This window comes from Leptolyngbya sp. PL-A3, from assembly GCF_039962325.1.
Taxonomy (GTDB): Bacteria; Cyanobacteriota; Cyanobacteriia; order Elainellales; family Elainellaceae; genus Vacuolonema.
Window position 1 is genome coordinate 90,088 of the sequence record NZ_JAMPLB010000022.1, and the last position, 25,243, is coordinate 115,330.

A 25,243-nucleotide genomic window follows, 5' to 3' on the forward strand; every position below is an offset into this window, starting at 1 on the left:
AGGCACGTGAGCTTACCTTACCTGAGTTCGGGTTAAGGGCGTTTTCGAGTGCCGCGCGTTGCGCGGCACTCGAAAACGCTCATTTTGGCGTGCGCTTTGCGCACGCCAAAATGAGCACTTCAGCTTATCCCGAACTGAGGTTACCTTGATGAGGTTATGGGAGTAGCTCGCCGTAGAGGTGGATGGGATCTAATTTGTCGGAGAGGGTGAGCAGGGATGGGTGGGAGCCTGGTTTGCCGTGAGGGATCGGTTTTTTGAGTTGGCGGTAATGGTTCACCCAGTACTCAAAGAACTCGCCTGTTGCCGGATCTTTGAAGTTCATCGGGGTCTCTGGAAACAGGGGGATGCCCTGGTTGGCGTAGCGGAAGCTGTCGAGAATGAGCTCGCTGCAATAGTAGGAGTCTTTGCGATCGCCAAAATCTCGGTTATAAGGCAGACCCAGGAGCGTTTGGGCGTGGGCGATCGCTCCCCGGATCAGATAGCGGTAGGCGGGTGTCAGGCGAAACACCCAAACCCGAGGTCTTTCATAGGTGTCTTTGCTCGAACTGTTGAGAAATACCGAGATGTCGGTGTATTGCACAGTAGGAGTAGTCGCCTCAACGACGCGCTGTTCATCGATGCAGAGGGCGACGTGGTTGAAGGAGTAGCCTCGATACCCTCGAAAAGCTTGGCTGATGACGCGATGGATGGGGGACATATCCTTTTGCTGAAACAGCAAGTCCCCAGGTTGGGGTGTAAAACTATCCGTCATGCCTCCCAATGACGGATAGTCCATCCACTGTGATTGAGGGGGTATAGCAGGCTCCATTCCAGACAGCATCTTCACCAATATCCACGACATTTTTTAGAGCGGTGTAAACGTTGCCGGCCACCATCGTGTCTTTCACGCGCCCCAAGATCTCGCCATTTCGAACGTAGTAGCCTAGATCGACGTTGATCGAAAAATCTCCAGAAATGCCTGCACCGCCGCCGAGCATTTGATCAATGATGAGGCCGTGCTTAAGATTGCCGATCAGATTGTGTAGGGGTTGTACCCCGGCCTGAACCAGCAGATTAAACAGACCGGGAGCCGGATAGCTGCCCAAGCCCGGACGGAAACCGTTGCCGGTTGTGCCACTTCCCAAAGCCCGACCAATTTTGTGATCGGTGTAGAAGAGCTGGAGTACCCCTTCTTTAATAAAGGTAATGGGCTGAGTGGGTATGCCTTCGTCATCAAACGGACAACTGAAGGGGCCTGCATCCGGGTCTTGGGTAATGGTGATGAGGGGAGAAAGGACGGGTTCACCCAGATGCTCGCTCCAGGGGGATGCCCGTTCAATCACCTGCTTGCCACTCATAGCGGCCTGAATGGTGCCCCAGAGCATATCTGCGGCTTTGGAGGTGAATAACACGGGCATGCGACCGCTGGGAGGGTTGATGTTGGTATGGGCCCACTCCAAGCGCTGCACAATTTGCTCGGCAAGGCCGATGGGGTCGAGGCTACCCCGTTCGGTTTGCCCATCCGCAATGTTCAGAAAGTCGTCGCCGCGGATCAGTTCTGCTTCCAGGTAGCAACTCAGGGTTGTGTCGGTGTAACCGCAATCTAACCCTTCGGAGTTGAGCAGGCGAGTCGTCTCGATGTCGCATTCCCACTCGGAGGAGCAGAGGATTTCGGGAACGCGATCGCGCACATAGGCGATCGCCTCTTTCCCCCAGGCGACGAGCTGCTCTACAGGGACGGTCTCTCCCACATCGGGATAAACCTTCGGGGTTGCGGCTGATAAATCGATGGTTTCAGGTTCGTTTAGGGTGCTGAGAGCGATCGCCCGATCCACTAAATCTTGTGGTTCGACTGGGCCATAGGCAACGGCTAGCCCGGGCCGATTGTCACGCCAAAGCCGTAGGGCAATGCCTTCGGCCTGGGAAACCTCCAGTTGCTTAAGCCGATTGCCCTCAAAAAACACGGGCCGTGAGAGCGACTGAGATTGATACACCTCTGCCGCCTCGGCACCTGAGCGGAGCGCAAGCTCTAGTAATGCTTCCGCTCGTGATGAAGAATCGAGATAATCTGACCCCATACCTGTGTCACGAAAGACCTCAGACGTTAAAACCTACGAACCCACGAACTACCCGCAAGACAACTCCTACGGTGCTGCCTTGACTCCGTTAGACCATCGGCGCGTTGGCGAAGCCTCTCTGAAAGAGAATCGCCTCCCCGTTTTTCTCTCTTACCCATCTTCTGGGATCGGGGGACATTACGCTAGATTCAGTTCCTGCAACAGCCAGAACCCGGTAAAACTTTCGGAGTCTGGGTCAGTCTGCACCCCGAGAAAATGCACCTGATTTGCTTGTTGCTTGGTCTTCTCAAAGTTCTCGGCTTCCTGCCGCATATCAGCAGTATTGAGATTTGAGAGAATCCAGGCCTCATTGCTGCCTGATTCCAGCAGCAGTTGCGGTGTGTCTCCTGGCAAATATTTCACGCAGGCCAACTCCAGCCCTGACATCCATGCGGCCAGGGGCAGCGCTCGTGGGGAAAAGATCAGCAGACCCGGCACAACTGTATCAGGGCTGAGGTCAGCCAGCTCTAGCGGAAAGGATTCTCGGAAGTCAATGTCCCACTCGGGCATCTCGGCGAAGGCGGAGGCTGCCAGGGTGACAAAGGCCCATTGCTGGCCGATAAGTTGGTCGGGTAAGGGCTGGGGCACCGGCATTCCCATCGATACCGAGGGGTTTGGGCTTTCTTTGTAGTTGGGGTAGGTGGGATACACCTCGGCCATGCGCTGCTCAATCCAACGGTTGAGGGCGATGGTGCGGCGGCTGGCTTGGGCGGGTAGTCCTGCTCCCTCGCACCCCTTGAGAATCATATTTGTCATTTGCCGCCGGAAGAAGCGGATTTTGTCAGGGCGCCTGGGTGCCTGGGCGATCGCCTCCTTAATGGCTTCTTGCAAAAAGACCGAGTTAACTTCTGTGTTGGCGCAAAGTTTTGAAAATTGGAATAAAGAGTCTACTGGCTGGGTAATGTCCAGGGGACTTTCGCAAATTAAAACTTCCCAGAGTTTCTTCTGGTTCTCATCCACCAGGGGGCGTGAGTAAAAATCTAATTCCCAAATAACGGGCATTGTGATCTAAATAAAGGCCAAAGGCATAACGCTGCTGCCCTTGATCATACGGGGTTGTGGGTGCATTCGCGGCAGGAAAGTGATAGCAACTGCTGAGGCATAACTATAGAGATTCAGGAAGGAAGGATTAAACCTGCTGCGTGAATCGTTGCATGGCAAAGCTGTGCAACGATTCACGCCCTCAGAAACCGATTGATGCAGGAGGTCTATTGAGGAAGGGTAGGGCGGGAGGTATCCCACTTGTTCCTGAGCTCGACTTCAACTTCCATCTCTGGATAGCTCATGAGCCTCACATCTCTGTCCTGTATCGGTTTTTTTGTGTATAGGGCTTCATTATGCTGACCCATACTAAGGACTGTTTTAGACGTTGATTTGCCGTACGCTTCGTGGCGGGAAATCAGTCCCTCCAGACGGTTTTGAGATATGCCTTAGTGTTGCCCCCTCAAACGCAGGCGATCGCTCCACTATGCCCAAAGCAGCCAAAGCAAAAACACCCAACCTCCATCAACTTGCTCAGGAACGGTTCGGCTATGACAAACTTTACCCCGGTCAGGAACGGGCTGTGCAGGCAGTCTTAGCAGGGCACGATACCCTGGCTGTGATGCCTACGGGCTCCGGCAAGTCGGCTATTTATCAGCTGGCGGCCTACATGATGCCGGGGGCGACGGTGGTGGTCTCACCGCTGATGGCCTTGCAGCGGGACCAGGCTCAGGCGATCGCCCAGCAAGATGTCGGCGAAGCCACTGTCATCAACTCGTCTTTAAGTGCCGCGGAGCGAGAGGAGGGGTTTGCAGCCTGGGAGTCAGGGACGAGCGAATTTCTCTTCCTTGCGCCCGAGCAGTTTAACCAGAGCGAAACTTTAGAACGGTTGCGATCGGCAAAACCCTCGCTGTTTGTGATTGACGAAGCGCATTGCATTAGTGCCTGGGGCCATGACTTTCGCCCCGATTATTTGCGTCTGGGACAGGTGATTGAAGCGCTCGATCATCCCCGTATTCTGGCTCTGACAGCAACCGCTGCGCCTCCGGTGCGAGATGAAATCGTGCAACGGCTGAATATGAAGAAGCCCGAGGTCATTGTAGAAGGGTTCGATCGCCCGAACATTTTCCTGGCTGTTCATCGGGTGCAGGATGAAGCTGAAAAGCAGGAAGCTTTGGTTAAACAGGTGATGCAGTCGGCTAAGCCGGGTATTGTTTATGCTGCAACTCGCAAGCGTACTGAGGAGATTGCTACCCTTCTACAGGAGCAAGGCATCCAGGCTGAACACTATCATGCAGGGTTAAAGCATGATGATCGAGGGGCGATTGAAACTCGCTTTATGACTGACGAAATCGAGGTGCTGGTGGCTACTACGGCCTTTGGGATGGGAGTGGATAAGCCCAATGTGCGGTTTGTCTTTCATGCCGACATTAGCGACTCTGTAGACTCCTACTATCAGGAGTTTGGTCGTGCTGGTCGAGATGGCGAAGCGGCTCAGGCTATTTTGTTCTACAACACTGATGATTTGAAATTGCGGCGCTTTTTTGCCAGCAAGACTCGGATTGAACCTGAGCATGTAGAACAAGTTGCTGAGGTTTTGCAAAATCAAGATGAGCCCGTTGACCCCAAGGATTTAGCCGAGCAACTTGATTTATCTAAAGCCAAGCTGAAAGCAACGTTGCAGCGTCTGGCGGAAGCGGAGGCGATCGAACTGACCCCTACGGGAGAAGTGGTTGCGGGTGGCCTGGAAGATACATCTACGGCAGCTGAAGCGGCGATCGCGGCTCAGGAGCGGCGTCAGAACTTTGAGCGATCGCGTCTGGAAATGATGCGCGGTTATGCGGAAGTGCGCGATTGTCGCCGTAAATATTTGCTCAATTACTTTGGTGAAGCGTTTGAGGCTCCTTGCGACTATTGTGATTCCTGTAGGGCTGGGGTCGTGGTGGAGGAGAGCGATCGCCAACCGTTCCCGATTGCCAGTCGGGTTGCCCATAAGAGCTGGGGTGAAGGTGAGGTGATGCGTTATGAAGGGGACAAGATTGTTGTGCTTTTTGAGCAGGTTGGGTACAAAACTTTGGGAATTGATGTTGTACTCTTTCGGGATTTACTTCGGCCTGTGGCTGATTAGTATAGGGCTAGGGTGCACCCCACTTCTGCAAATTTGGAAACCCACTTTTGTAAGTGAAGCGGGCGAAGCCCGCTTCACTTACAAAAGTGGGATGCATCCTAGGGTTACGTGTTCAGAACTGGGAGGGTTATTGCTTGAAAAGCTTTGCTCCGCACGGCTTTTCAAGCAATAACTCTGATGTAAGCTGGGGTGTTTGCCTACGCTTGGCTTGGGGGCGCGTCGCCCCCCAAACCCCCCGAGTGGGGGGACGGCTGCCCGTCCCCCCAGACCCCCCTCGGCAAGGAGGCCTTGCATGGGAGGTGTTAGGTCGCTTCGCTTTGCTGGGGTTTTGAAGCAGACCCCGAGTTTTTGGGCCCCCAGGTTTGGGCGTGTTTCACTGCTATTTGTATGTGTGCTGAGCTTTGTAATTAAACGCCCATGGGGCCGCGAGTTACGCCGAGCTGGTTTTGCAGCTTTAAGGTTTTCCAGAGTTGGGCTCCGCTGATTTCGCTGTTGAGGAGTTGATGATAGAGGGCGATCGCTCGTCCGACTTGTTCGGGTGATTCGTTTAGGAATTCTATGCGGAAATGACGTAGACCTAATTGGAGAAGCCGTTGTACATATTCTGCACCGGTTTGTGCAACGCCGTTGAAGACGGTGTTGCGGCAGCCTGCGTCGGCTTGGAGAATGTGTTCGGTGTTGGTGCGATCGCGCAATTTCACATCATGTTGTTCACACGGGCGACCACAATTTGTAAAGTCGGTGCCTTCGGAAAGGAATGCACAAAATACACAATGCTCCATGTGGAACATCGGCATGTGTTGATGGATTGTGACCTCTAACCAGGAAGGCGGACACGCTGTTAGCAAATTCTCAAGTTGATGAATGTTGAGGTCGTAGGAGGCTGTTAGCCGTGGAATTCCAAGGTTGTGGAAGTGGCTGGCTGTGATGGGATTGGCGACATTGAGGGGAAAATCTCCGACACAGGGAGCATCAGCAAAGTAGCGCAACTGATCATAATTACGAACGAGATAACCGTCAGCTTGGCTACTACGCACCTGATCCAAAATCCAGTTTTCTCCGGGTTTGGTGATGCGTGGAGGCGCGACGAACAGCTTCGGTGTGGCGCTTTCACCTCGAAACTCTCGGACGCGCTGCATCGCTTCTCGATAGCGACGGGGATCTTCGAACTCGCAGTAAAGGGTTTCGATGCCAGCTTGTAAGGCGGCATCCAGTTGGGCCAGGTTGCGCACCAGCACGATCAGTTCTGGCTTCTGGGCTACGACGGCAGGAGCCATGGGAGGCATGAGCTGGCGGTAGGATGCGTCTGCGTTGAGTGCCCAGCGTTTGGGCTGACGACGCAGGTTTTCCATCTGGCTGACCAGGTCACGCCGCATCCGGTTCATCTCGCTGACGGGCAGCATCACATTGCCGTGAAGATGGGTTGTCAGCGTCTCCAGGCGGAAGGGTGTTCCACCCAAACGGCCAAACTGTGCGGTGAGGCGATCGCCCCCCAACGGCTGCTTTTCCGCTTCCACCAGGGGCATCTCGGATTCCACCTGGGCTACGTGGCCGATCTCGTCACGAGCGATCGCCACCAGGGGCATCCCTACTTCCCCATGTACCTCCATCCAAATAGGGCGTTGGAATTGCGGGGTGTCTCCAGCGTAGGTTTGACGCAGGTGTTTGTCGAGTTCGGGGTCGCTGGTTTTCCAGAGGCGATCGCCCACCTGCACCCGCCGCCAGTCTAGATCGCGCCGCCCAAAGGTGAGGATGGTGTCTTTACCGTGATGCTCAACGCTGTAGACCCGTCCCCCTTCTTCTCGGTCGGCGGGTTTCCCGGCATCGAATACGACACCGTCGCCGGGTTTGAGTGGAGCTTGTTGGCGAATTGTGATGCGATCGCCCTGAATTCGCGTCACGTCTCCCAGATACACGCCCCGTTTCTTTCCAAAGCGAGCATGAACCAACTCTTGATTGTTGATGCCTTCAAACCAGCCTGTATAGAGGCCCCGCGAGAAGGCCATTTCCAGGTCGTAGCGATCGGAGGGTTCCTGTACGGGCAGATCCACCATGGCGCGATCTAATGCCTGCCGATACACGCGGGTTACGTTCGCCACATATTCAGGAGCTTTCAGCCGTCCCTCAATTTTGAGGCTGTGAACCCCGGCTTTTACCAGGTCGGGGAGGACGGCTAATCCGGCAAGGTCTTGGGGGCTGAGAAGGTATTGGCGATCGCCCAATGCCACTGTCTTGCCGTCTGCGATCAATTCGTAAGGCATACGGCAGGCTTGCGCACATTCGCCCCGATTGGCAGAGCGGCCACCCAGAGATTCGCTGGTCAAGCATTGACCGGAATAGGCGACACAGAGTGCTCCATGCACGAATACTTCCAGAGGTAAGGTTGCCCCCGTTTCAGCGACTTGCGATTGGATTTTATGGATTTCTTTCAGGGAGCATTCTCGGGCCAGCACGACCAAGTTGCAGCCCAGGCTTTTCGCAAACTCAACACCGGCACTACTGGTGACGGTCATTTGCGTGGATGCATGAATGGGAAAGTCGGGAGATAGGTGACGGATGAGGCGACAAATTCCCACGTCTTGCACAATGATGGCATCCACTCCAGCGGTGATGATGCTGCGCAGGTATTGCTCAGCTTCGGGCAGCTCTGCCGGGAAGACCAGTGTATTGACGGTGACATAGCCCTTCACGCCGCGCAGATGCAGGAACGCCATCAAATCAGGCAGATCCGCCTCGGTGAAGTTTTGGGCACGCATGCGGGCATTGAAGCGATCGAGCCCAAAGTAAATGGCATCCGCTCCATTTTCGACAGCCGCCTTTGCACACTCCCAGTTACCGGCTGGAGCGAGCAATTCTGGGCGCTGGAATGTACGCGAATGTTCGAGCGGTAAAACCGAAGCAGAATCCATAAAGCGGTATGCAAAGGCAGAGTTTATCATGCTCCGAACCAACCAACCCCATCCCGTATCAATGCGCGCTGCGCTATTACGTGGGGTGACTTGAACCGAAGGGCATCCTTAGCGATCATAGCTCGATAACCGATGGCTTGTTGGGCCCCCAATGCTGATCAACAGCTCTCGCTGACCCCGTGTTGTCATCCGGCTGGGTAAAATGAGGGCTTTAGGTCTGCGGCAGCAAGGTAGACGTTATGGAATTTCGCATTGGGTGTGCACTGTGGGGCTACAAAGACTGGGTGGGCGAATTCTTCCCGCCGAAGACCCGCGCCGGAGATTTTCTCACCCTCTACAGCCGTCGTCTCACCACCGTTGAGGGGAACACCACTTTTTACTCGATACCCGATGCGGATACGGTGAAGCGTTGGGCCGATGAGACGCCTGAAGGGTTCCAGTTTTGCCCAAAGCTGCATCGTGGCATTACCCATCAAGGGCCACTGGTGCCCCATATTGAGGAGGCGATCGCTTTCCTCAAACGGATGCAGGGTTTGGGCGATCGCCTCGGCCCCCTGTTCATCCAACTGCCGCCCAGCTACGGCCCTGAGAACTTCGCTGACCTCACCACTTTTCTGGAAGCGTGGCCTCGGGACGAAGCGGAGTTGGCGGTAGAGGTGCGGCATATCGGCTGGTTCCAACGATCGCAGCAAGAACGACTCACGGAGCTGCTGACCCACATGGGAACGGGACGTGTCAGCCTGGATACCCGCCCAATCTATGACTGCGAGGATGACCCTCAGTTACTATCGGAACGCAAGAAACCTCGCGTCCCCCTCTGCACTGTCTCCACAACTGATTTCTGCCTGGTGCGCTACATCAGTCATCCCGACCAGGATTTCAACGAATCCTATTGGCAGGGCTGGGTTCACCAGGTTGCAGAATGGCTCCAGGCTGGCAAACGGGTTTACTTTTTCGTTCACTGCCCTGTGGAGGAGCGATCGGTTATCTTTGCCCGTCACTTTCAGGCATTGCTCGAAACGGCTGCTGTGCCTGTCCCCGCGCTCCCCTGGAATACGCTGGCTGCTCCACCCTCTCAGCTCAGTTTGTTTTAATCTCATCCAGATTCTGTGAGATGCGCGTCTAGCGCACATCCGGCAAAAATGGCTAATGAGGGGCTAACCATCCTGGCTGCTACTGTCTGTTGCCTTATTGACGTCATCATCGGCAAAGAAATAGGCTGTGCGTAGCTCCACGAGCAGTGGTTCCATTGCTGGATCAAAGCCACCCGGCCGCTGCTGAATCAGGTGTATCCAGGGTAATTTCTGCCCTTGCTGTTCTAGTCGCTCAACCAAGTCTTCAACATGACCAATGGGGCGGGCGGGGACACCCGCTACAATTTGGCCTTCCAAAACATCGCGCGTTACCACGGCTCCTGCCGCCACAATGGCATTCGGGCCAATGGTTACACCTGGCAAGATGACGGCTTGATAGCCAACAAATACATTGTCCCGAATATCGACTTTTCCAACGGCTTCCAACTTTTTATTGAACGCATGATTCAGCATGGCAATGCTGCCATCATGTCCAATAATGGTGCAGGTCGAGAAGTGGACATTATTTCCGAGGCGGGTATATTGCGGATCGGTGAATGTCGTGGATGGTAAGATGCTGCAATTTTCCCCCATGGAGTAGAAATTGCCATGCCGTTGCATATACTGGGCATATTCATTCCCATAAGGGTCACAGACTTTGCAGTAAAGCCATCTGAGTCGCCCTGTGCGCATAGCGATCGCTCGAATTAATGGTTTCAGCATGGTGGATATCCTCATTGCATCCGATCGATGGTACGGTACTGGATTGCTTCGGCAACGTGGTGAGTTTGCAATTGCTCATCCCCGGCCAGGTCTGCGATTGTGCGGCCCACTTTGAGGACGCGATCGGTGGCACGAGCCGAAAGGCCGAGTTTACGGATGGCTCCTTCCAGTAACAGGCGGCTGTTGTCGTCGAGGTGGCACCATTTTTTCAGGTGGCGGCTTTGCATTTCGGCATTGCAGCGCAGGCTTTCGTCTACAAAGCGATGGTTAGCGCGATCGCGCGCCAATTCCACCCGCTCTCGCACGACCTCTGAACTCTCGCCGCCCGATACCTGCACCATTTCCTCGGGCTTCAAGCGGTTGACCGCTACTTGTAAATCAATCCGATCCATCAGTGGTCCGGAAAGTTTAGCCCAATACTGTTCGCGCTGGCGAGGGCTACAGGTACAGGACTGTACCGTATCGCCAAAGTAGCCACAGGGGCAGGGGTTGGTGCTGGCGACCAGAGTAAATTGGGCAGGAAATCCGAGAGACTGACGAGCCCGTGAGATGGTGACGTAACCATCCTCAAGCGGCTGACGAAGGAATTCTAAAACGTCCCGTTTAAATTCTGTTAGCTCGTCCAGAAACAAGATGCCACGGTGGGCCAGAGAGATTTCGCCGGGTTTTGGGAAACTGCCACCACCTACTAAAGAGGGGCCAGAGGCGGAGTGATGGGGGCTGCGGAAGGGGCGATCGCTCACCAACGTTCCTCGTTGCTTCAGCAACCCGGCCACGGAATGAATGCGGGTGACTTCCAGAGCTTCGTCGAATGATTTATCTACAGCCAAAACGCCAAAACCCCTTCTGGTAAAGGCTTTCACGTTGTAGAAGAATTCCACAAAGATGATATAGAAGCACAACAGCAAGAGGTAGAATAATATGAAAGTGAAAGCGCAAATCATTTTGCTCCTAGTCTATCTCCTGCCAATACCATTGGCATGGGAAAAGTTACTTACTTATATGGGGCGGAGTATGAGTCAGATCGCCTTGGCTGACAATGATCTTCTTGAGAATCAGATTCAAGATTTTTTGCATCAAGAATTGGGATCCCCCACAGCGGTTAGCCCTATAGCTCATACCCATGAGCAGGGCAGAACTTACTTAGAGTGGTACTCCTACTTTAAGGATAAGAAGTTCCAGCCTGATGATGGTGAAGCCCCATTAATGGAGAGGGTTTTACGAGAACTTTTTGAAGCTATGGTTCGACAAGCGGAAGTGGTTGCAGAAAATTGGAACGCTGTATTACCATCAACACGTCAAAGGTATCAACGTTTAGCTCTAGCTTTAGCTCGTCGCAAGCCCTCACAAGAGCATGTAAAAAAGATTATCCGATATACTACTCGGATTGGTCGGTTCTCAAAATCTCGAATAAAAGAGCAAATTTTCTTTCCGGGTATTGGGGTTAGAAATGACCTTCTTGAGAAATTCAAAGACACTATTATATTGGCAATCGAAAAACAATTAGAAAAGACTGAATCCTCCGAAGATGGGGTTGAGCGAATCAAAAGAATTCGGGCAAGTGGTAATGCACGCGAACCTGGAAAAATTACCTATAGAGAACTTGTTGAGCAATGGAAGCAAGAATACTCTGAAGAGGAAATGAGAGAGTCTTCGGAGTTTTATAGGAATAGGTTTGAGCGTGATAATCCTACTTGATACAGGTGTATTAAGTCAGGTGTCTAATCCAAACCCTGATAGCCCAAAAACGAAAGAGTGCAAACAGTGGTTTGAGGCTCGGCAGGATGAGTCTTTTCTTTTTGGGATACCAGAGATTTGTGATTACGAGTGTAGACGAGAGTACTTTCAGAACAGGAGTATAGTTAGTATTCAGCGCCTCGATAAACTAACACAACGGACTGATAGATTAGTATACTGGCGCCTCACAACAGGGATTGTACATAAAGCGGCACAGCTATGGGGGGAAGCTAGAAATAAAGGAATAGTTTTAGCAGACAAAAAGTCCCTCGATGGTGATGTTCTGCTTATTGCGACTGCAATAAATATTGTAGAAGAAACAGAAGAGAAGGTGATAATCGCAACTACTGATGAAAGTGATTTGAGTAACTTTAATAACAGAAGATTGGTGAGCCTTAGCTGGGAGAAAATAACACTAGAACTTTGTGTTGCATTTGAAATGGGAAAATATAGGTATGCTTATGGAAAGCTGTGGTAATACTATTTCAAGTCAATAATACTAAATGTAGTTACTAGGAATTTGATAGATTTAGGAAGTGCCAGAACTGATTCTAAGGAGATTTCCAGTAATGAAATTACCCCCAGAATGTTGGTGCTTTGCCCGCGCCGCGGGCAAAGCACCAACATTCTGGGTAAATTCTTATGCAGAAACCTCCTAAGTTTAATTGATGCGGTGGCTGGCATCGAGGTAGATGCTCCTAAAACCAAAACCCATCTACCGTAAGCTGGAAGAATTTCTTTTGAAGAACTACGGATTCTGGATCGGTTTGCTGATGAAGAACGAGTACTTCTTTACTCTCAAGCCCATCACTTTATCAATCATTTGAAGAGTTAATGCTGTGTATTTGCTGAAGCAGGTCATCCTGGCTTTTGTAGACTGCATCCAGATATTTCCTTTGCTTCTCGCACTGCTGCTGGAGCATCATGATGTAAAAATTTATTTCCTCATCTTCTCCAGGTAAACCTAAGATGCTGTTGGATGTCTGTTGCAGGGTATTCAACTTTTCAAGGTTTTGGAGCATCTGTATATAGATGAGCCGATGTAAATTAGCTGTCTTATACACAAGAGTAAGGGCTAGCTGAATTACGCTTCTATCAAGGTTTTTGGGTGCTTGATAACTCATAACCACGGACATAAACAGGGACATTAAAAAATTCTGTTTTATGCTAAGACGCTTCCCGGTAGATACCCTTCATCAAAAGTTAGAAAAAGCACTTGCTCTTTACAAAGCAGCCACATAAAACCCCCATGCTGCGAGCTTGGGAACTTGTGTTGAGGAAAACTGCGGAGTGCCGGAGTAGGCTAGTGAGGGCGATCGCTCCAACCCAGACAAGTTTGCCTATGTGGGGCATGTTATGCAGAAAACTCGTGCCATCGGATGGATTGGCAGTACAAAGTTTAGCCTTTTCCAGGGTGCGATCGTCAGCGGAATGGGAGCAGCTAAACCCGCTGTCGACTGAAGCCTAAATCAAAAATTCGTAGAAAAAATAAATATGAGACATTCCAGCTTCTGAAGGGCATATTAGAGAGGACAAATTTCCTGCTCCAGAGGTCGCTTGGCAGTAGGTAGGGGCAGGAACTCCTTACCATAGAAGGTTGGTATGAGTACAATTACGCCCCATTACCGCACCGTTCAACAGCTTCTGCAAAACCAATCATTTGCAATCGACGAGTACCAACGGGAGTACAAATGGGAGAAGGAGAACATCGACGAGCTACTCTCCGACCTGCGTGATAAATTCTCCAACTGCTATCGGGAGGGCGATCCCACCACACGGGTCAGTGCCTACGAAGACTACTTCCTCGGCTCCATCATAGTCAGCAAGCGGAACGGTAAGAGCTACCTGGTTGATGGACAGCAGCGCGTTACCTCGCTGACTCTGCTGCTTATCTATCTCCACAATGCTGCCAAGGAAAGGGATTTAGGTATTGCTGGGACAATCGCTCCCCTGATCTTTAGCGATAACTGGGGGCTACCCAGCTTCAATCTGGACATCCAGGAACGTTTGCCTGTCATTGATGCACTTTTTCATGGCAAGGACTTCAATCCCGAAGGCAAAGATGAATCTGTTCAGAACATATATGTCCGTTATGAAGACATTGAAACAATGGATCTGGCTGGTGAACTAGGTGAAGCTTTGCCTAATTTCATTTACTGGCTAATGAACAAAGTAGGTCTCATTGAAATCGCGACCGACAACGACAACTATGCCTACGCCATTTTCGAGACCATGAATGACCGGGGTAAGCCCCTCAGCCCCGTCGATATGCTCAAAGCCTACCTGCTTGCCCCCATTGAAGATGCCGACCAACGGCGCACCGCAAACCAAATTTGGAAACAGCAGGTTTTAGACCTTATTTCCTGGGGCGGGAGCCATGAACCCGAACGGGATGCCGTCTGCATTAAAGCCTGGTTGCGGGCACAATATGCTGATACGATTCGCGATCGGAAAGCCGGAGCCGCAGACAAAGACTGGGAATTAATCGGTAGCGCTTTCCACCGCTGGGTACGGGACAAGCGCTCAGACTTGAAGCTAGGTACCCAGGCGGCTAACTCTTCGTTAATTTCCGATCACTTCACCTTCTTTTCCAAAACCTACCAACTCATTCTGTCAGCAAGCCGTTCCTACACGCCAGGGTTGGAAGCAATCTTCTACAACGCTCATAATGAGTTTACCTGGCAAAATACGGTTCTGTTGGCCCCCCTCTGCGACACCGATAACAGCGATACAGTACGTCGCAAGATATCAGCCACAGCAACCTATCTCGATATTTGGCTAATGCGTCGAGTGGTCAACTACGTTCGTGTTGGCTACTCCAGCACAGCTTACGCAATGTTTCTCCTATGTCGTGATATTCGCCGAAAACCTTTAGAGGAGCTGGTCGAGATCCTGACACAAAAGCTTTCCAATGATGAAGTGTCCTTTGAAGGTATCCCTAGTAGGGGAAGAGGGGGGCTTTGGGAGTTTAATCTGAATCAATTTAGCCGCCGCTATATTTACCACCTCCTAGCACGCCTGACATCCTTTATTGAGAAGGAGTCTGGTATGCCTGACAAGTTCGACTCCTATGTCGATCGCACCCCCAGAAATCCCTTCGATATTGAACATATATGGGCAAACAACTTCAGGAAATGCGGACGTGATTTTGCTAACACCAACGAATTCGAGGAATGGCGGAATCACTTCGCCAGTCTATTGCTCCTCCCAGCAGATGTGAATCGTAGCTTGCAGGACAAGATTTTTGAGGACAAGCTCCCCCACTATGCCAGCCAAAATCTTTATGCTATGAGCCTTACCGCTGCGGCCTATCAGAATAAGCCACAGTTCAAAGCGTTCCGGGAACGGTACAACCTGGATTTCAAGCCCTATGACCACTTTGGTAAAGCGGAGCATGAAGAACGCTATAAAGTGCTGCGGGAGCTGGTGCTGCGCGTATGGTCTCCCGATCGCCTGAAAGAGGTGCTGGTATGAGCACAGTCGGCCAAAAGGAACGAGCAACCCAAGATCGAGTCATCAGGCCGTTCCGTGATCACCTGGGCTACACCTACCTGATTTTATCTTTAGCGAAATGCTCAAAACGCTTTCACAACAATTTTACTTGATGAACATGTAAACAAAGTAGGAGTATAAACCAGCGATTTGCTGAAGCTTTGGAGCAGGGGAACTGCTTGCAGGGTTGACTGAACTGGAAGGCTGAGAGCGATCATTCTTATAAGGCAACGCTGCGTTACATTGGCAACGTAGATTTAGTTCTGCAAGGGTGACTATGAGCAAAGCCAGCTATCCAGTGCCAACAAAAACAGAAATAGAGCAAGCATTGGATATTCTCAGCAGTGATGAACGTTTAACTTCTGCCGGATACGGGCTCGTAGGAGAAAGTAGCCTATCTGGACATGCGACCTTGGAGAGGTGGCAGGAATTTCGTAACCAAATGCTGTCTATCAAAGACGAGGTAGGTTTACAGGAACAGCTTTTTACTGCGTTGTGTTACCTGGCAAAACTAACACCTACCAAAGCGATCACTGATAAGCAGCGTTCGTCCTACCATTGGAAGCACCGGGCAGAGAAATGGGGAAAGGCTCAAGGATTTTGCCCCTACGTTTCAAATGGAGTCTTCATCCTTGCAGCTAAGATGAAAGGGTTTCCCACAAAAGGTATGGGAAACCCTACCATTGGTATCCTCTTAAAGAGTTCACTAGCTCTTGACTCAGAGGCTTGATCTTGTCTCTTGGGTTTTCAGGGTGAGGAACAAACCCAAAACAATGTATCTAAGCCACATCAGTTAAGCTTTAGACGAGAAACTTACTGAACCGTTTCTGCTGGTAAGCAATCGTCCTCTTCTATGAGATCGGCAATATAGCCCAGTTTTGCTACCACCTCTTTTATCTCTTCTGCTCTCTGCGCCTCCACCAATCGCCCTTACCTATTTGCTGAAGTGCTGGTGAATCTTCTGTGGAAGGTGACGGGCATGGGTAGGAGAATGACGGTAGATACACCTGGTATAGAGAACAGCCCGCTCCTCATGGGGTGGGCTTTTTATTACGGGCGGTGGCGATCGCTCTATGCTTGTTTTTCAAAGTCAATTCTCTGCTGAACCTTCTTGACTAATGCTGAGACAGCGAGGGTTTTGCTACCGTACCCGTGGACTTCCTTGCAAGCCTGGTAATAGCTCAGTAGTGCTGATTCAAGTAGCACAAGCTCATCAAGATTCAGGTGCAGGTTATCCATGTATTTACAGCGAAAGATTTATTAATAACCATCATCTAACTCTAGTTCTGCACCAAAGTATCTCTGTCCGAGGGGAGTGGTCTAAATAGTGTGGGTGGGGACGATCGCTCCCCGCAAAAGCCAATCGTCTGCATTCTTAGCCATCTCGGCGGTCATGGGCGATCGCAGCCCTAAAAGCTTCTCCCAAGTGCATAGCCAGCGCCAAAACTACCCAAGCCAGCCAAAGTTACCAAGATGACCTGCTCTGATAGCTGCTTGTCTTCAGCTATACCCTCATAGACAAATGCAGTGGTAGCAAGGAGAAAAACGGCTCCTACAACTACCCCTTTCATCTGCTCATTCATGCAACGTCCCTTCGTTTTGCTAGTTCACCAGGATCTTACGTGGTCTTCAATACGATTGCGATCGCAACCACAGTAAAAAGCCCCCATGCTGCAAGCTGGGGGCTTTTGAGAAGGACTATGGAGTTCCAAAGTGAGATAGTGAGAGCGATCGCTCTTATGCCCTGGCCAATGCTGCTTGCAATAGGACAGCGTTGACCTTGGTTATGGTGTAGCGCGTGGAGACTACTTCGTGGTTGTAGTCGTATTGGGTTGCCACTTGTACCTCTACATCAAGGGCATCTCCAGGAACCAGAGGAACTTTGATGGTAGCGACCCCTGGATCCAGGGTTTCAGCTTTGATAACTTCTTCTCCGTGGCGAAATTCCCATTTCCCCTGCATCAGGGGAGCTACCGTCTTAATCTTCAAGATCATGCGTCTGGTTGCATTGAGCAGCATAGGGATCACTTCCATCGACTCTATATTCACATCTAGCACAAAAGAAGCAGGTCGAATGTCTGCTACGGTCAGGCAGGGGGGCCGCTCGCCTCATACATGTAACAATGCGAGCAGTAAGCATAGGTCAAATTTCAGCCCACCATTGAAGGCGGGCTTTTTATTGACGATCGTCCCTTGTGACACAATCCAATTGATTAGCACTGACGCTGCGTGCACTCCACCGCACTGCGGCTTTTATTTGAGGCAATCCCATATTCTCAGCCAGTGTCACTAATTTCCTCGTGGATCTGCTGTAGAGTTGCTGCTCGATAGAGTGGGAAGATATAGTCAAGATCAATCGAATGGTTCCCCCAGCTCTGTTGCTGGGGGTTTTACTAAGGGCGTGTCTCTGCTGCTCTCCTCTACTGACAGCCCTAGCTTTTTCCCTTATGGCATAGTTCCAAATACATTTCGGGTCTTCCCGCACTTCTTTCAGTGGTGTGTAGTTTTGCTTGCCTTGAGCGATCGCTAGGAGCCTCCACCTCTGCTCCGCATTCCCCGCAAAAAATGGGGGTTTTTGGTACAAAACAGGAGTAGAAACACGCTCCATATTCTCACTCGGAAAACCGTAATCTGGAGTACATTCCTAGTGGATAACGTTGAGATGAGTGACTTTAGTTGGCTCGCTGATCTTCCTCCTCGGAGCCGCAAATCAGCAGGTTTTGTAGATCATTACCTGAATTCTTTTGCATTCCCTCGGTTGCCTAATGACGCAGTCTATATGTGTGGGTGGAATGAGGCTCAAGGGATGGGCGCTAGAACTCAGAATAAATAAATTGCTGCTCATCAACCCTACATCCGCTCCTGACAGTTAGGCGCTGGGCGATCGCTGGGAATTCTAAGCCAAGACCTTTGAAGGGGTTGCCGCTGTCAATTTGATGGCGGTTTTCTTTTATGTGGGTGATCGCCCATCAACCGAACCGATACATGGGTGACGAATGGGGAATCTTAAGCCAGTACCTACCGAGTTTTGCCGTCGTCAAGATGAGTGATATTGAGATGAGTAATAACTTTGGTTGGCCAGTTGGCCTTCCTCCTCACAGTCGCAAATCAGCTGGCTTTATGGATCGTTGCCTTGATTCCTTTGGAGCCCCTCGGTTCCCCGACGATGAATTCTATATGCGTGGATGGGATGATGCTGACAGAATAGGGGTTAAATCTAAAAACAGAGAGCCGCCCTCGTTAAACTTGCTATCGTTCAACTGACTCGCATTCTCCGCACCCCCACCTAGCACCCTCAACAATTTCTGCCGCTCTATTAGTGTTTCTGCTGTCGGTCGGTGCCCGGTGTGGGTGGGATGATAGAGCAATAAAGCATACCTGATAAGCCTTGGCCTTTGCTGCCAAGGCTTTTTGTTGGGCTGCTGCGAGAGTATTTGCGATAGCCACTCGTGCAACAATCCCAATAGTCTTGATTTCAGCCCGCATTGCCTACAGGATGCAAGCTTTTGCTTTGATGGATGCGATTGCTACCTAAGACCTCATCCACTGCCAAACTGTTGTGGAGGGCGACCTTCATCGGTGGAATAATGAGGACGGATACAATCTGATACAAACAACCGCCCGCCCTCCTAGGGGCGGTTTTTTTATTGGGGGGCGTTAGCGATCGCCGCCATTCGACAAAGCCAGCAGCACAGGTCAAATATCCACGCACCCCTCGATGGTGAGCTTTCTTTTGGCGATCGCTTAGCTGATTGCTCTGTTTACTTGTTCTTGTCTAACCTGTAGATAGCTAACAACCCCCTCTAATGACCTGAAAGCCGTCGTTTGCCAAGTTTTTATATTAGTCAAATTATAATACCGACCATACCCTCGATGGCTTACGGAAAAGTAATAACCAAGCTTAAGAGCCACACTTGTTGCAGGGTATCTTGAATTGTTCATTAAAGTAGATGTCATCAACAGGGCCACATTTCTAGTGTGACAAGCCAGCGGGCCTTTTCTCATCCGCTAAGAATGCACCGTCTGATGCACAGATGGCGGATGCTTTGATCGTCAACAGAGAAGGCGATCGCCTCACATGAAAACGCCATGAAGCCGCAGCCCACGCACACAAGATTCTCACAATCCTACTGTTCAATGAATTTAGTGAGATGAATTGAGCATGATTGATACATGACTAATGTGGACAGATACCTTTTGCGTCTGTGTGTTCAGCCACCTGCAATCCGAGAAGCAACAGGATTTGTGGACTATTATCTTGACCTTTATCCATCTCCCCAGCTGCCAGAGGATCCGTCTTATATGAGCGGATGGAATGAGGCATCCGAAATGGGAATTAAAGCTGAACGCGACTCTCTGCCTTTGCTAGGGACCACAGTTCAATCGCCCCGCATCCAGCAGCACCCTAGGGCACAATCCTCATAAGTTTTGGTTCCCCCCCCATGCATTGCACCCAAAAGTGATGCGGTTTTTCATTGAGGAAAGTGAGAATTTCAAAAAACATAAGTCTATATAAGTCGTTGCCCTAGAGCCCAATCCCTGCGATCGCCTGCGCAGGCTTGGTTCTATCAACTTAGGGCTTCACTGCGGCTCGTCAGCTTTCCTTTGAGCAATATCGGCTCTTGCTTGTGCTTGATCTGCCCAATCCTGAGCCTTGTCTGCCTCTATCTGAGAAGACGTAATTTGGGAAGAATCTTGTTGCTGTAAATCTTGGTCGGCTGCTTGTTGCTTTTCATCAGCCAAACCTTGTGCTCTATTCGCTCTCATTTGCGCGGCATCGGCTCTAAGCTGTGCAGCATTAGCACGCAATTCACTTAACGCCTGTCTCAGTTTTCCGGCATCTTGCCTAATCGCCTCAAAATTTGTGTCAGCGTCAGTAGCCCGCTGCTTTAGCAATTCAACTTCATTCTGAAGTAATTCTATTTCTCGGCGAAATTTACTATTCTCCACTGTAAGAGAACCAATTTCAGCCGCGATAGCATCCAGCATCTTAAATTCAGTCATGTTCTGTCGTTATATCCCCTCCTGTACTGTTACACCTGAGATCAAGAACCGCCCACTCCACCAGGAGTGTTTTTTTGAAAACGATGGCGATCGCCTCACAGAATTCTCACAATTTCTTAGTTAAGCAAGAAAACCTCCATCAGCAGGTTGTATAGGTGCATACAACTCCTGTATCCAGCCTTCTGTAACTACTGTTAGATGTGTTTCTTTGTTTGTGTACAAAATAATCATGAATGACCTGTTACTAACAGATCAAGATGCTGCAATCCTTGTAGAAGCGCTGAGTGACCTATCACGTCGCATCAAGATTGGAGCAAATTTTACATACCAGTACAATCGCATCGAAAATTTATTGCAGCGGATTGAAGCCGCAACTGGAAAGCCGCGACAACAATTAGGGCTGCTAGATTGGCGTACTCCACCTGCATCTGGAACGGTGGATGCTTAAGGTCATTGAAAGCGAGTTAACTTTTGACAAGATAGTTAAGCTTGCCTGAGTCTCATCGCTTGACTAATGATACTGGGGTGAATTCACTATTGCATGACGCCCCTACTGCCCCTTGGCCTTTCCGGCTAGAGCAAGAATTGTATTTACAATTTCTTCTGGTTCTGCGGGTAGAGAAATGAATCGGTCAAAACCTGCGCTTGTCGTTGTGCGCTCAGCAATTGCGTAGGAGTACGAATTGACCGTAAGAATAAGTGCGATCGCTGGTATCTGGTTGATGCGCCTCTCGGGTCTGGAGCGGATTTGCTGAATTAGCTCATGGCCGTGCATGTCAGGTAGTTGAATGTTACAGACGACCAGATCTATAGGCTCGTTTAGCAAGTGATGCAGAGCTGCATACGCTGAGTCTGTTTTAACAACTTCTGCCTCAGCACTCTTCAAGATTAGGAGAAGCAGCTCAGCTGTGTTCCAGTCCTGCTCGGCAAGTAGAATCCTTAACCCTTGAAGATCAAGTTTACTCTCAACGGGTTGCTGAACCATAGGGACCACTTTCAAAGGGAGGATTGAGGGCTTCTTCCTGTTTACAGTTTCCTTAGAGCAGGGGCATTGCTCAATAAGAGGAAGTTGGGGTATCTTTTTTGACAGATCTACTGAGGCGGTCGCCCCAACTTATCCCCCCAGATATTCCCCAAAATTCATTCATGCTCATCGTGCTCTACAACCTCTAAACACGATGAGCATAAATCTGACAGATGCCCCCTAAGTGGTGCATTCCTAGCAGTCCTGCTGCCACTGACCAGCCCCAATATATGTCAGTTCCATCCTGATGGAGGCGATCGCCATGCACGCTTCATCCATCAATATCTGAAGGGCACGAACGCTCCATGCTTGCCCGTAAATCTGAGCAACTAGCAATATTGGAGCGGAGCCTTTCCAAGGTCGTACTTGCCCGAGTTATTTCTTTCTCTAGCCCTCGAAGTCTAGCGTCAATTTCTGAGCCAGGTTGTTCATGGGACGACAGGGCAGCATGGTGCTTCAGTAATACCTGTTTATATTCCAAGGTTTTTGTAAGCTCATACTGCAATTCAAGAATGTAGCGATCGCACTCAAGTAAACGTTGCCGAAGGTCGTCAGCATTCATGAGAACACGACTCCAGACACAGCTGTACTTTTCTTGTACGAGAGAGCATCGGTTTTGGATGCTATCAGCGAAAAATTTCTCGGCTTCCATCCACAGTCGTGGCGGGGCACTTGAGATTTCCAGGTATTCTAGCGCTTGCTGGCGTTCAGGATTGTGAGTCCAACAACCTCTCCATCTGACCCATAGCGAATTAGCACATGCTCCTCAGTTAGTTTGCTGCCCTCTCCTACCCCTTCCCTCTCCTCACAGAATGTCCCCTAGAACCGCAGCAGAGGAACAGAAACTTCGCTCCTACTGGGTTCGCCACCACTTGTCTAAAAAGAAAAAATCCCGCCCCTCAGATGGTTTTGGCGGGATGTCACAACCACTTGAATTTTCCGTAGACGGGCTTAACTTCAGGATGCGGCACGCTTAATTTACCAAGTCTTAAGAAGGGATTCACCCCTGTGCCTTAACCCCACTAGCTCATTGCTCTAATGCTTACTAGGACTGCGGAAATTTAGTTGGACGCCTGCACTAATACAGTTGCATCGGAACTCGGCATAGGACGGCCCATCAAGTACCCCTGCACTTTGTTAACCCGCAGTTTTTTTAACACTTCCAATTCAGCTATGGTTTCAACTCCTTCGGCCACAATTTGACTCTCCGTTTCTCCAGCAAATGTAATGAGAGCTGTAGCAAGGGCACGGCGAGCAGCGTCTAGATGTATATCGCGGGTAAGGCTCATATCCAGCTTAATAATGTCTGGCTTCAGATTCAGAATGTGCCGGAAGCTGGCGTATCCCGCCCCTGCATCATCTACAGCCAATCGTACCCCTTTGTCTCGTAGTGGGGAGAGCATACGTTCAAAGGTTCCATAATCATCGATAGGCGCGTGCTCTGTAACTTCTAAAACAATCCGCTCCAGTGGGACGTCTACCAGAGACCGGGTAATTGCTCCACTTAAGATATTTTCAGGAGACACGTTGAGCGTAATATACACATCGTCAGGAAATTGAGGCAAATCCTGAAGAACCTTGTGAATCACAAGCATTTCAAGTCGCTCGCTCAGACCTACCTGTTGGGCCTCATCAAACCAAACGTTTGGGGCTTGAGGTGGGTCAGCCATGAATCGAGTGAGGGATTCAAAACCGATAAAACGGGCCTGGGAGACACAGTAAATGGGTTGGTAAACAATGCCAATACTTGACGAATTCAGAATTGAAAGAATTCTCTCTCTGACTTCATTGCGAGTTTGGTTTGCAACAAGGTCTTGCTCAATTTGCTGGCTGACAAATTCTGCAAATGCTCGCATCAGGGAAAGGTCGCGCTCCATCAGGGTAGGGTCTGGCTTACGGCTAAAGCAGCAGAAGGTACCATAGAGACAGCCATTTCCTAAACAGATCGGAACACTGAGATGTGCGCCAACGGGCAGTGCTACAGTGACTTCTAATTCCAGTGCTGCTGGACATTGCAAAGCATCCGTAATTAACTCTGGTAAACGTCCATCGACAACACGCTGGCAATAACTCTCCTCTAAAGGATTTGAGTCTCCAATTTGAATTGGAGTTTCTTCCTGCTCTGAATCGATATATCGAAAGAAACGCCTTCCATCTCGAAATTCAGAGATGAAGGCGATTTCCATGTCTAGATGAGAGCGAATCAGCCTTAAAACGTTTTGCAAGGTTTTTGCAATGGAAGCTTCATCTTCTCGGGCTTGGGCTAAAAGGATATCTGGGACGGCAGTCGAGTTTGATGATAGCCGCTCTACTGACAGGCAAGAGTCTGGGGCTTCCATTTAAGATCTCCAAGAACAGAAGTTTGACTCGCATCGGCTGCCTATCATCACTTAGAGAACACTATGTAGATAGTACACAAGGATCTCAGCTTCTTAGCTGTCTTCATTCAGACGGTTCTTTGTCACACCTCTGCTGCAACTAACCCTTCATAGGCGCTTATGGGTACATGAGGCCATCCCTTCATGCCAGTATCTACGTATTTATCCATAAAGCACAGTATTAATCTATACTGAATAGTGAAATCTATCATTCGGCCTTACTCTCTCAAGTCTTCAGAGGGTAGGTCAGATTGATAGAGAGGAAACACCTTTCAACATGTATTAAAAGTGACGCCAGTGAATGCTGTTGTATTTCACTGCTGTGTTGCTGCTGCTCAAAATTTATGCCACCTGACCTTCAGATTGTGATTGATCCCAATGAGCCAGGGGTCGAAGTTGATGTTTGGAGTCCGAATTCTCCTGAAAGGTTTTTGTATAGAAGCATTAGCCTTCCTGTTGCAAAGCGACTAGTTCGACCAGGTTATCTGCTATTTCCTACGTGGGAGGTTACTCCACGGGAGGCACAAGAGATTTACAACCGATACCCATTGGAGGAGTAGTGGCAATACTCACAATTACTAGCAGATCAGCTACCTTATCGCCTTGATGGGCAGCACAGGCAACTCTACCGGCCCTCACCTACATTTCGAGATAAATTCTGACAACGGCAAGGCAGACCCCAGCAGCACATCCTCGACATCCAGGGGGCTCGAACTTTCGGAAGCATCGACCTGCAAGCAACACAAACTGAGGGTAGGGATAGGGCACTGTAAGGTGAATCGCTTTCCCTCATAGGAGAATGACAGCAGGGTGAATAATCTTTTCCCCACTTGCTACGCGTATCCCTTTCGTTGGTTGCACAAATTTTTTACATCCAATCCAATAAAGTTAGAGCGCGTTCAAGAAGTAAGGAACGTTTCCTCCGTTATTCAGCGGAGTTTCTTATTTGGGTATTCTCATCGAACTCAGTGCCGGAGGTAACTATAGAGTAGTTCCTCCAGTAACACGTTCCCGGTACTTAGGGGTGCTCAAGCATTCGGGCAGATTGAGCCCCAAGCAACACAAACAGAATGTAGGGGTAGAGCGCTGTGAGGCGATCGCCTAGCTAGTTGCTCCGCTTACTTGTTCTTGTCTAATCTCTAAATAGCTGACAACCCCTTCTAACGACTTAAAAGCCGTTGTTTGTCAAGTTTTTGAGTTGGTCAAATTATAATGCAGCCCATATTCTAGTCGGCTTGAAAGTCTATTGCTACGGATTGAAGCAGCTACTGGGAAAACACGACAGCAATTAGGGTTGTTAAGTTGGCGTATTGTGCCTGCATTCAAGATGGTGGATGCTTTGGAAAACATTGAAAGCGAATTGAATTCCAATAGGACCGATGGCTAAGCCTGCCTCGCAATTCTGGCTTGCGATTTCTTGGGGCTGGTGAGAAGCGAGGATTAATGGCTAGAGCGATCGCTCTCAAATCGCCCTCCCGGTGGACAAAACTTGCTATGGCTTATGGCACAATTCAGAGAGTGATCAGGATTTTGTGTAAGCGGTCTAAAATCCCCTTAATTCAGGAGACCGCATCATGGCACGAAAGAAAAAAGAGACTAACCGCGTGGATGAGATGCTCGATGAGCTGTTGGCAGACTGTCAGACGCCAGAGGATATTCTGGGCGAATCGGGGTTACTCAAACAACTGAGCAAACGAC

The 25,243-nt window shown here is 50.1% G+C and carries 21 protein-coding genes and 2 pseudogenes; 9 read left to right on the forward strand and 14 right to left on the reverse strand.

What is annotated here, in order from left to right:
* Nucleotides 1-154: 154 nt before the first annotated feature.
* The 3 genes from NDI52_RS17735 to NDI52_RS17745 form a co-directional block, all read right to left on the reverse strand.
* Nucleotides 155-751 carry a YiiX/YebB-like N1pC/P60 family cysteine hydrolase gene (locus NDI52_RS17735; RefSeq protein ID WP_190771649.1) on the reverse strand — a complete coding sequence of 199 codons (597 nt, stop codon included), beginning with the start codon at nt 749-751 and terminating at the stop codon, nt 155-157.
* Nucleotides 741-2,057, reverse strand: coding sequence for a TldD/PmbA family protein (locus NDI52_RS17740; RefSeq protein ID WP_190771650.1), 1,317 nt, complete (start codon nt 2,055-2,057; stop codon nt 741-743). The genes NDI52_RS17735 and NDI52_RS17740 overlap by 11 nt, the downstream gene beginning before the upstream one ends.
* Nucleotides 2,058-2,234: 177 nt before the next feature.
* Nucleotides 2,235-3,098: a Tab2/Atab2 family RNA-binding protein gene (locus tag NDI52_RS17745; RefSeq protein WP_190771651.1), complete on the reverse strand. Its 864-nt coding sequence runs from the start codon at nt 3,096-3,098 to the stop codon at nt 2,235-2,237.
* 466 nt (nt 3,099-3,564) lie between these two features.
* On the opposite strand from NDI52_RS17745, the gene NDI52_RS17750 reads away from it, so the two are divergent.
* Nucleotides 3,565-5,205 carry an ATP-dependent DNA helicase RecQ gene (locus NDI52_RS17750; protein ID WP_190771652.1) on the forward strand — a complete coding sequence of 547 codons (1,641 nt, stop codon included), beginning with the start codon at nt 3,565-3,567 and terminating at the stop codon, nt 5,203-5,205.
* 407 nt (nt 5,206-5,612) lie between these two features.
* On the opposite strand, the gene NDI52_RS17755 is transcribed toward NDI52_RS17750, so the two are convergent.
* Nucleotides 5,613-8,114 (reverse strand): U32 family peptidase, encoded by a 2,502-nt coding sequence (locus NDI52_RS17755; protein WP_190789446.1) that lies wholly within the window; start codon nt 8,112-8,114, stop codon nt 5,613-5,615.
* Nucleotides 8,115-8,353: 239 nt separating this feature from the next.
* Here NDI52_RS17755 and NDI52_RS17760 point away from each other — a divergent pair, with 239 nt between their 5' ends.
* Entirely contained in the window at nt 8,354-9,208 is an 855-nt protein-coding gene (locus NDI52_RS17760) for a DUF72 domain-containing protein (RefSeq protein WP_190771653.1), read from the forward strand.
* Nucleotides 9,209-9,271: 63 nt separating this feature from the next.
* Here NDI52_RS17760 and NDI52_RS17765 read toward each other — a convergent pair whose 3' ends face one another.
* Complete coding sequence (locus tag NDI52_RS17765) at nt 9,272-9,910, reverse strand: acyltransferase (protein WP_242035892.1); 639 nt, start codon at nt 9,908-9,910, stop codon at nt 9,272-9,274.
* An 11-nt stretch (nt 9,911-9,921) separates the two neighbouring features.
* Nucleotides 9,922-10,725: pseudogene (locus NDI52_RS17770) on the reverse strand (YifB family Mg chelatase-like AAA ATPase); the annotation flags it as partial.
* Nucleotides 10,726-10,924: 199 nt separating this feature from the next.
* On the opposite strand from NDI52_RS17770, the gene NDI52_RS17775 reads away from it, so the two are divergent.
* Entirely contained in the window at nt 10,925-11,608 is a 684-nt protein-coding gene (locus tag NDI52_RS17775) for a hypothetical protein (protein ID WP_206754955.1), read from the forward strand.
* 19 nt (nt 11,609-11,627) lie between these two features.
* Nucleotides 11,628-12,125 (forward strand): nucleic acid-binding protein, encoded by a 498-nt coding sequence (locus tag NDI52_RS17780; RefSeq protein WP_190771655.1) that lies wholly within the window; start codon nt 11,628-11,630, stop codon nt 12,123-12,125.
* A 337-nt stretch (nt 12,126-12,462) separates the two neighbouring features.
* Here the strand turns inward: NDI52_RS17780 and NDI52_RS17785 are convergent, their stop codons facing one another.
* The gene (locus NDI52_RS17785; protein WP_348256476.1) at nt 12,463-12,795 is read right to left on the reverse strand and encodes a hypothetical protein; all 333 of its coding nucleotides are present in this window, start codon (nt 12,793-12,795) and stop codon (nt 12,463-12,465) included.
* A gap of 454 nt (nt 12,796-13,249) precedes the next feature.
* Here NDI52_RS17785 and NDI52_RS17790 point away from each other — a divergent pair, with 454 nt between their 5' ends.
* Both NDI52_RS17790 and NDI52_RS17795 read left to right on the forward strand, forming a co-directional pair.
* Nucleotides 13,250-15,121, forward strand: coding sequence for a DUF262 domain-containing protein (locus NDI52_RS17790; protein WP_190789445.1), 1,872 nt, complete (start codon nt 13,250-13,252; stop codon nt 15,119-15,121).
* A 295-nt stretch (nt 15,122-15,416) separates the two neighbouring features.
* Nucleotides 15,417-15,869: a hypothetical protein gene (locus NDI52_RS17795; protein WP_190774335.1), complete on the forward strand. Its 453-nt coding sequence runs from the start codon at nt 15,417-15,419 to the stop codon at nt 15,867-15,869.
* Nucleotides 15,870-16,548: 679 nt separating this feature from the next.
* Here the strand turns inward: NDI52_RS17795 and NDI52_RS17800 are convergent.
* The 4 genes from NDI52_RS17800 to NDI52_RS17815 all read right to left on the reverse strand — a co-directional run bounded on the left by NDI52_RS17800 (nt 16,549) and on the right by NDI52_RS17815 (nt 20,143).
* Nucleotides 16,549-16,722, reverse strand: a complete 174-nt coding sequence (locus NDI52_RS17800) for a hypothetical protein (RefSeq protein WP_190774334.1) — start codon at nt 16,720-16,722, stop codon at nt 16,549-16,551.
* A 154-nt stretch (nt 16,723-16,876) separates the two neighbouring features.
* A complete protein-coding gene (locus NDI52_RS17805) occupies nt 16,877-17,158 on the reverse strand; it encodes a hypothetical protein (protein ID WP_190774333.1) in 282 nt (93 codons plus the stop codon).
* Nucleotides 17,159-18,614: 1,456 nt separating this feature from the next.
* Nucleotides 18,615-18,839: a hypothetical protein gene (locus NDI52_RS17810; RefSeq protein ID WP_190789444.1), complete on the reverse strand. Its 225-nt coding sequence runs from the start codon at nt 18,837-18,839 to the stop codon at nt 18,615-18,617.
* 881 nt (nt 18,840-19,720) lie between these two features.
* Nucleotides 19,721-20,143, reverse strand: a complete 423-nt coding sequence (locus NDI52_RS17815) for a hypothetical protein (protein ID WP_190774331.1) — start codon at nt 20,141-20,143, stop codon at nt 19,721-19,723.
* A 229-nt stretch (nt 20,144-20,372) separates the two neighbouring features.
* On the opposite strand from NDI52_RS17815, the gene NDI52_RS17820 reads away from it, so the two are divergent.
* Nucleotides 20,373-20,591, forward strand: a complete 219-nt coding sequence (locus NDI52_RS17820; protein ID WP_190774330.1) for a hypothetical protein — start codon at nt 20,373-20,375, stop codon at nt 20,589-20,591.
* A 102-nt stretch (nt 20,592-20,693) separates the two neighbouring features.
* Here NDI52_RS17820 and NDI52_RS17825 read toward each other — a convergent pair whose 3' ends face one another.
* The 3 genes from NDI52_RS17825 to NDI52_RS17835 form a co-directional block, all read right to left on the reverse strand.
* On the reverse strand, nt 20,694-21,128 hold the full coding sequence (locus NDI52_RS17825; RefSeq protein WP_190774329.1) for a response regulator: 435 nt from the start codon (nt 21,126-21,128) through the stop codon (nt 20,694-20,696).
* A gap of 310 nt (nt 21,129-21,438) precedes the next feature.
* On the reverse strand, nt 21,439-21,729 hold the full coding sequence (locus NDI52_RS17830) for a hypothetical protein (RefSeq protein WP_190774328.1): 291 nt from the start codon (nt 21,727-21,729) through the stop codon (nt 21,439-21,441).
* 499 nt (nt 21,730-22,228) lie between these two features.
* Complete coding sequence (locus tag NDI52_RS17835; protein WP_199307955.1) at nt 22,229-23,506, reverse strand: EAL domain-containing protein; 1,278 nt, start codon at nt 23,504-23,506, stop codon at nt 22,229-22,231.
* Between the two features lie 645 nt (nt 23,507-24,151).
* Here NDI52_RS17835 and NDI52_RS17840 point away from each other — a divergent pair.
* A complete protein-coding gene (locus tag NDI52_RS17840) occupies nt 24,152-24,340 on the forward strand; it encodes a M23 family metallopeptidase (RefSeq protein ID WP_347280063.1) in 189 nt (62 codons plus the stop codon).
* Nucleotides 24,341-25,119: 779 nt separating this feature from the next.
* Nucleotides 25,120-25,243 (forward strand): annotated as a pseudogene (locus NDI52_RS17845) (IS256 family transposase); the annotation flags it as partial.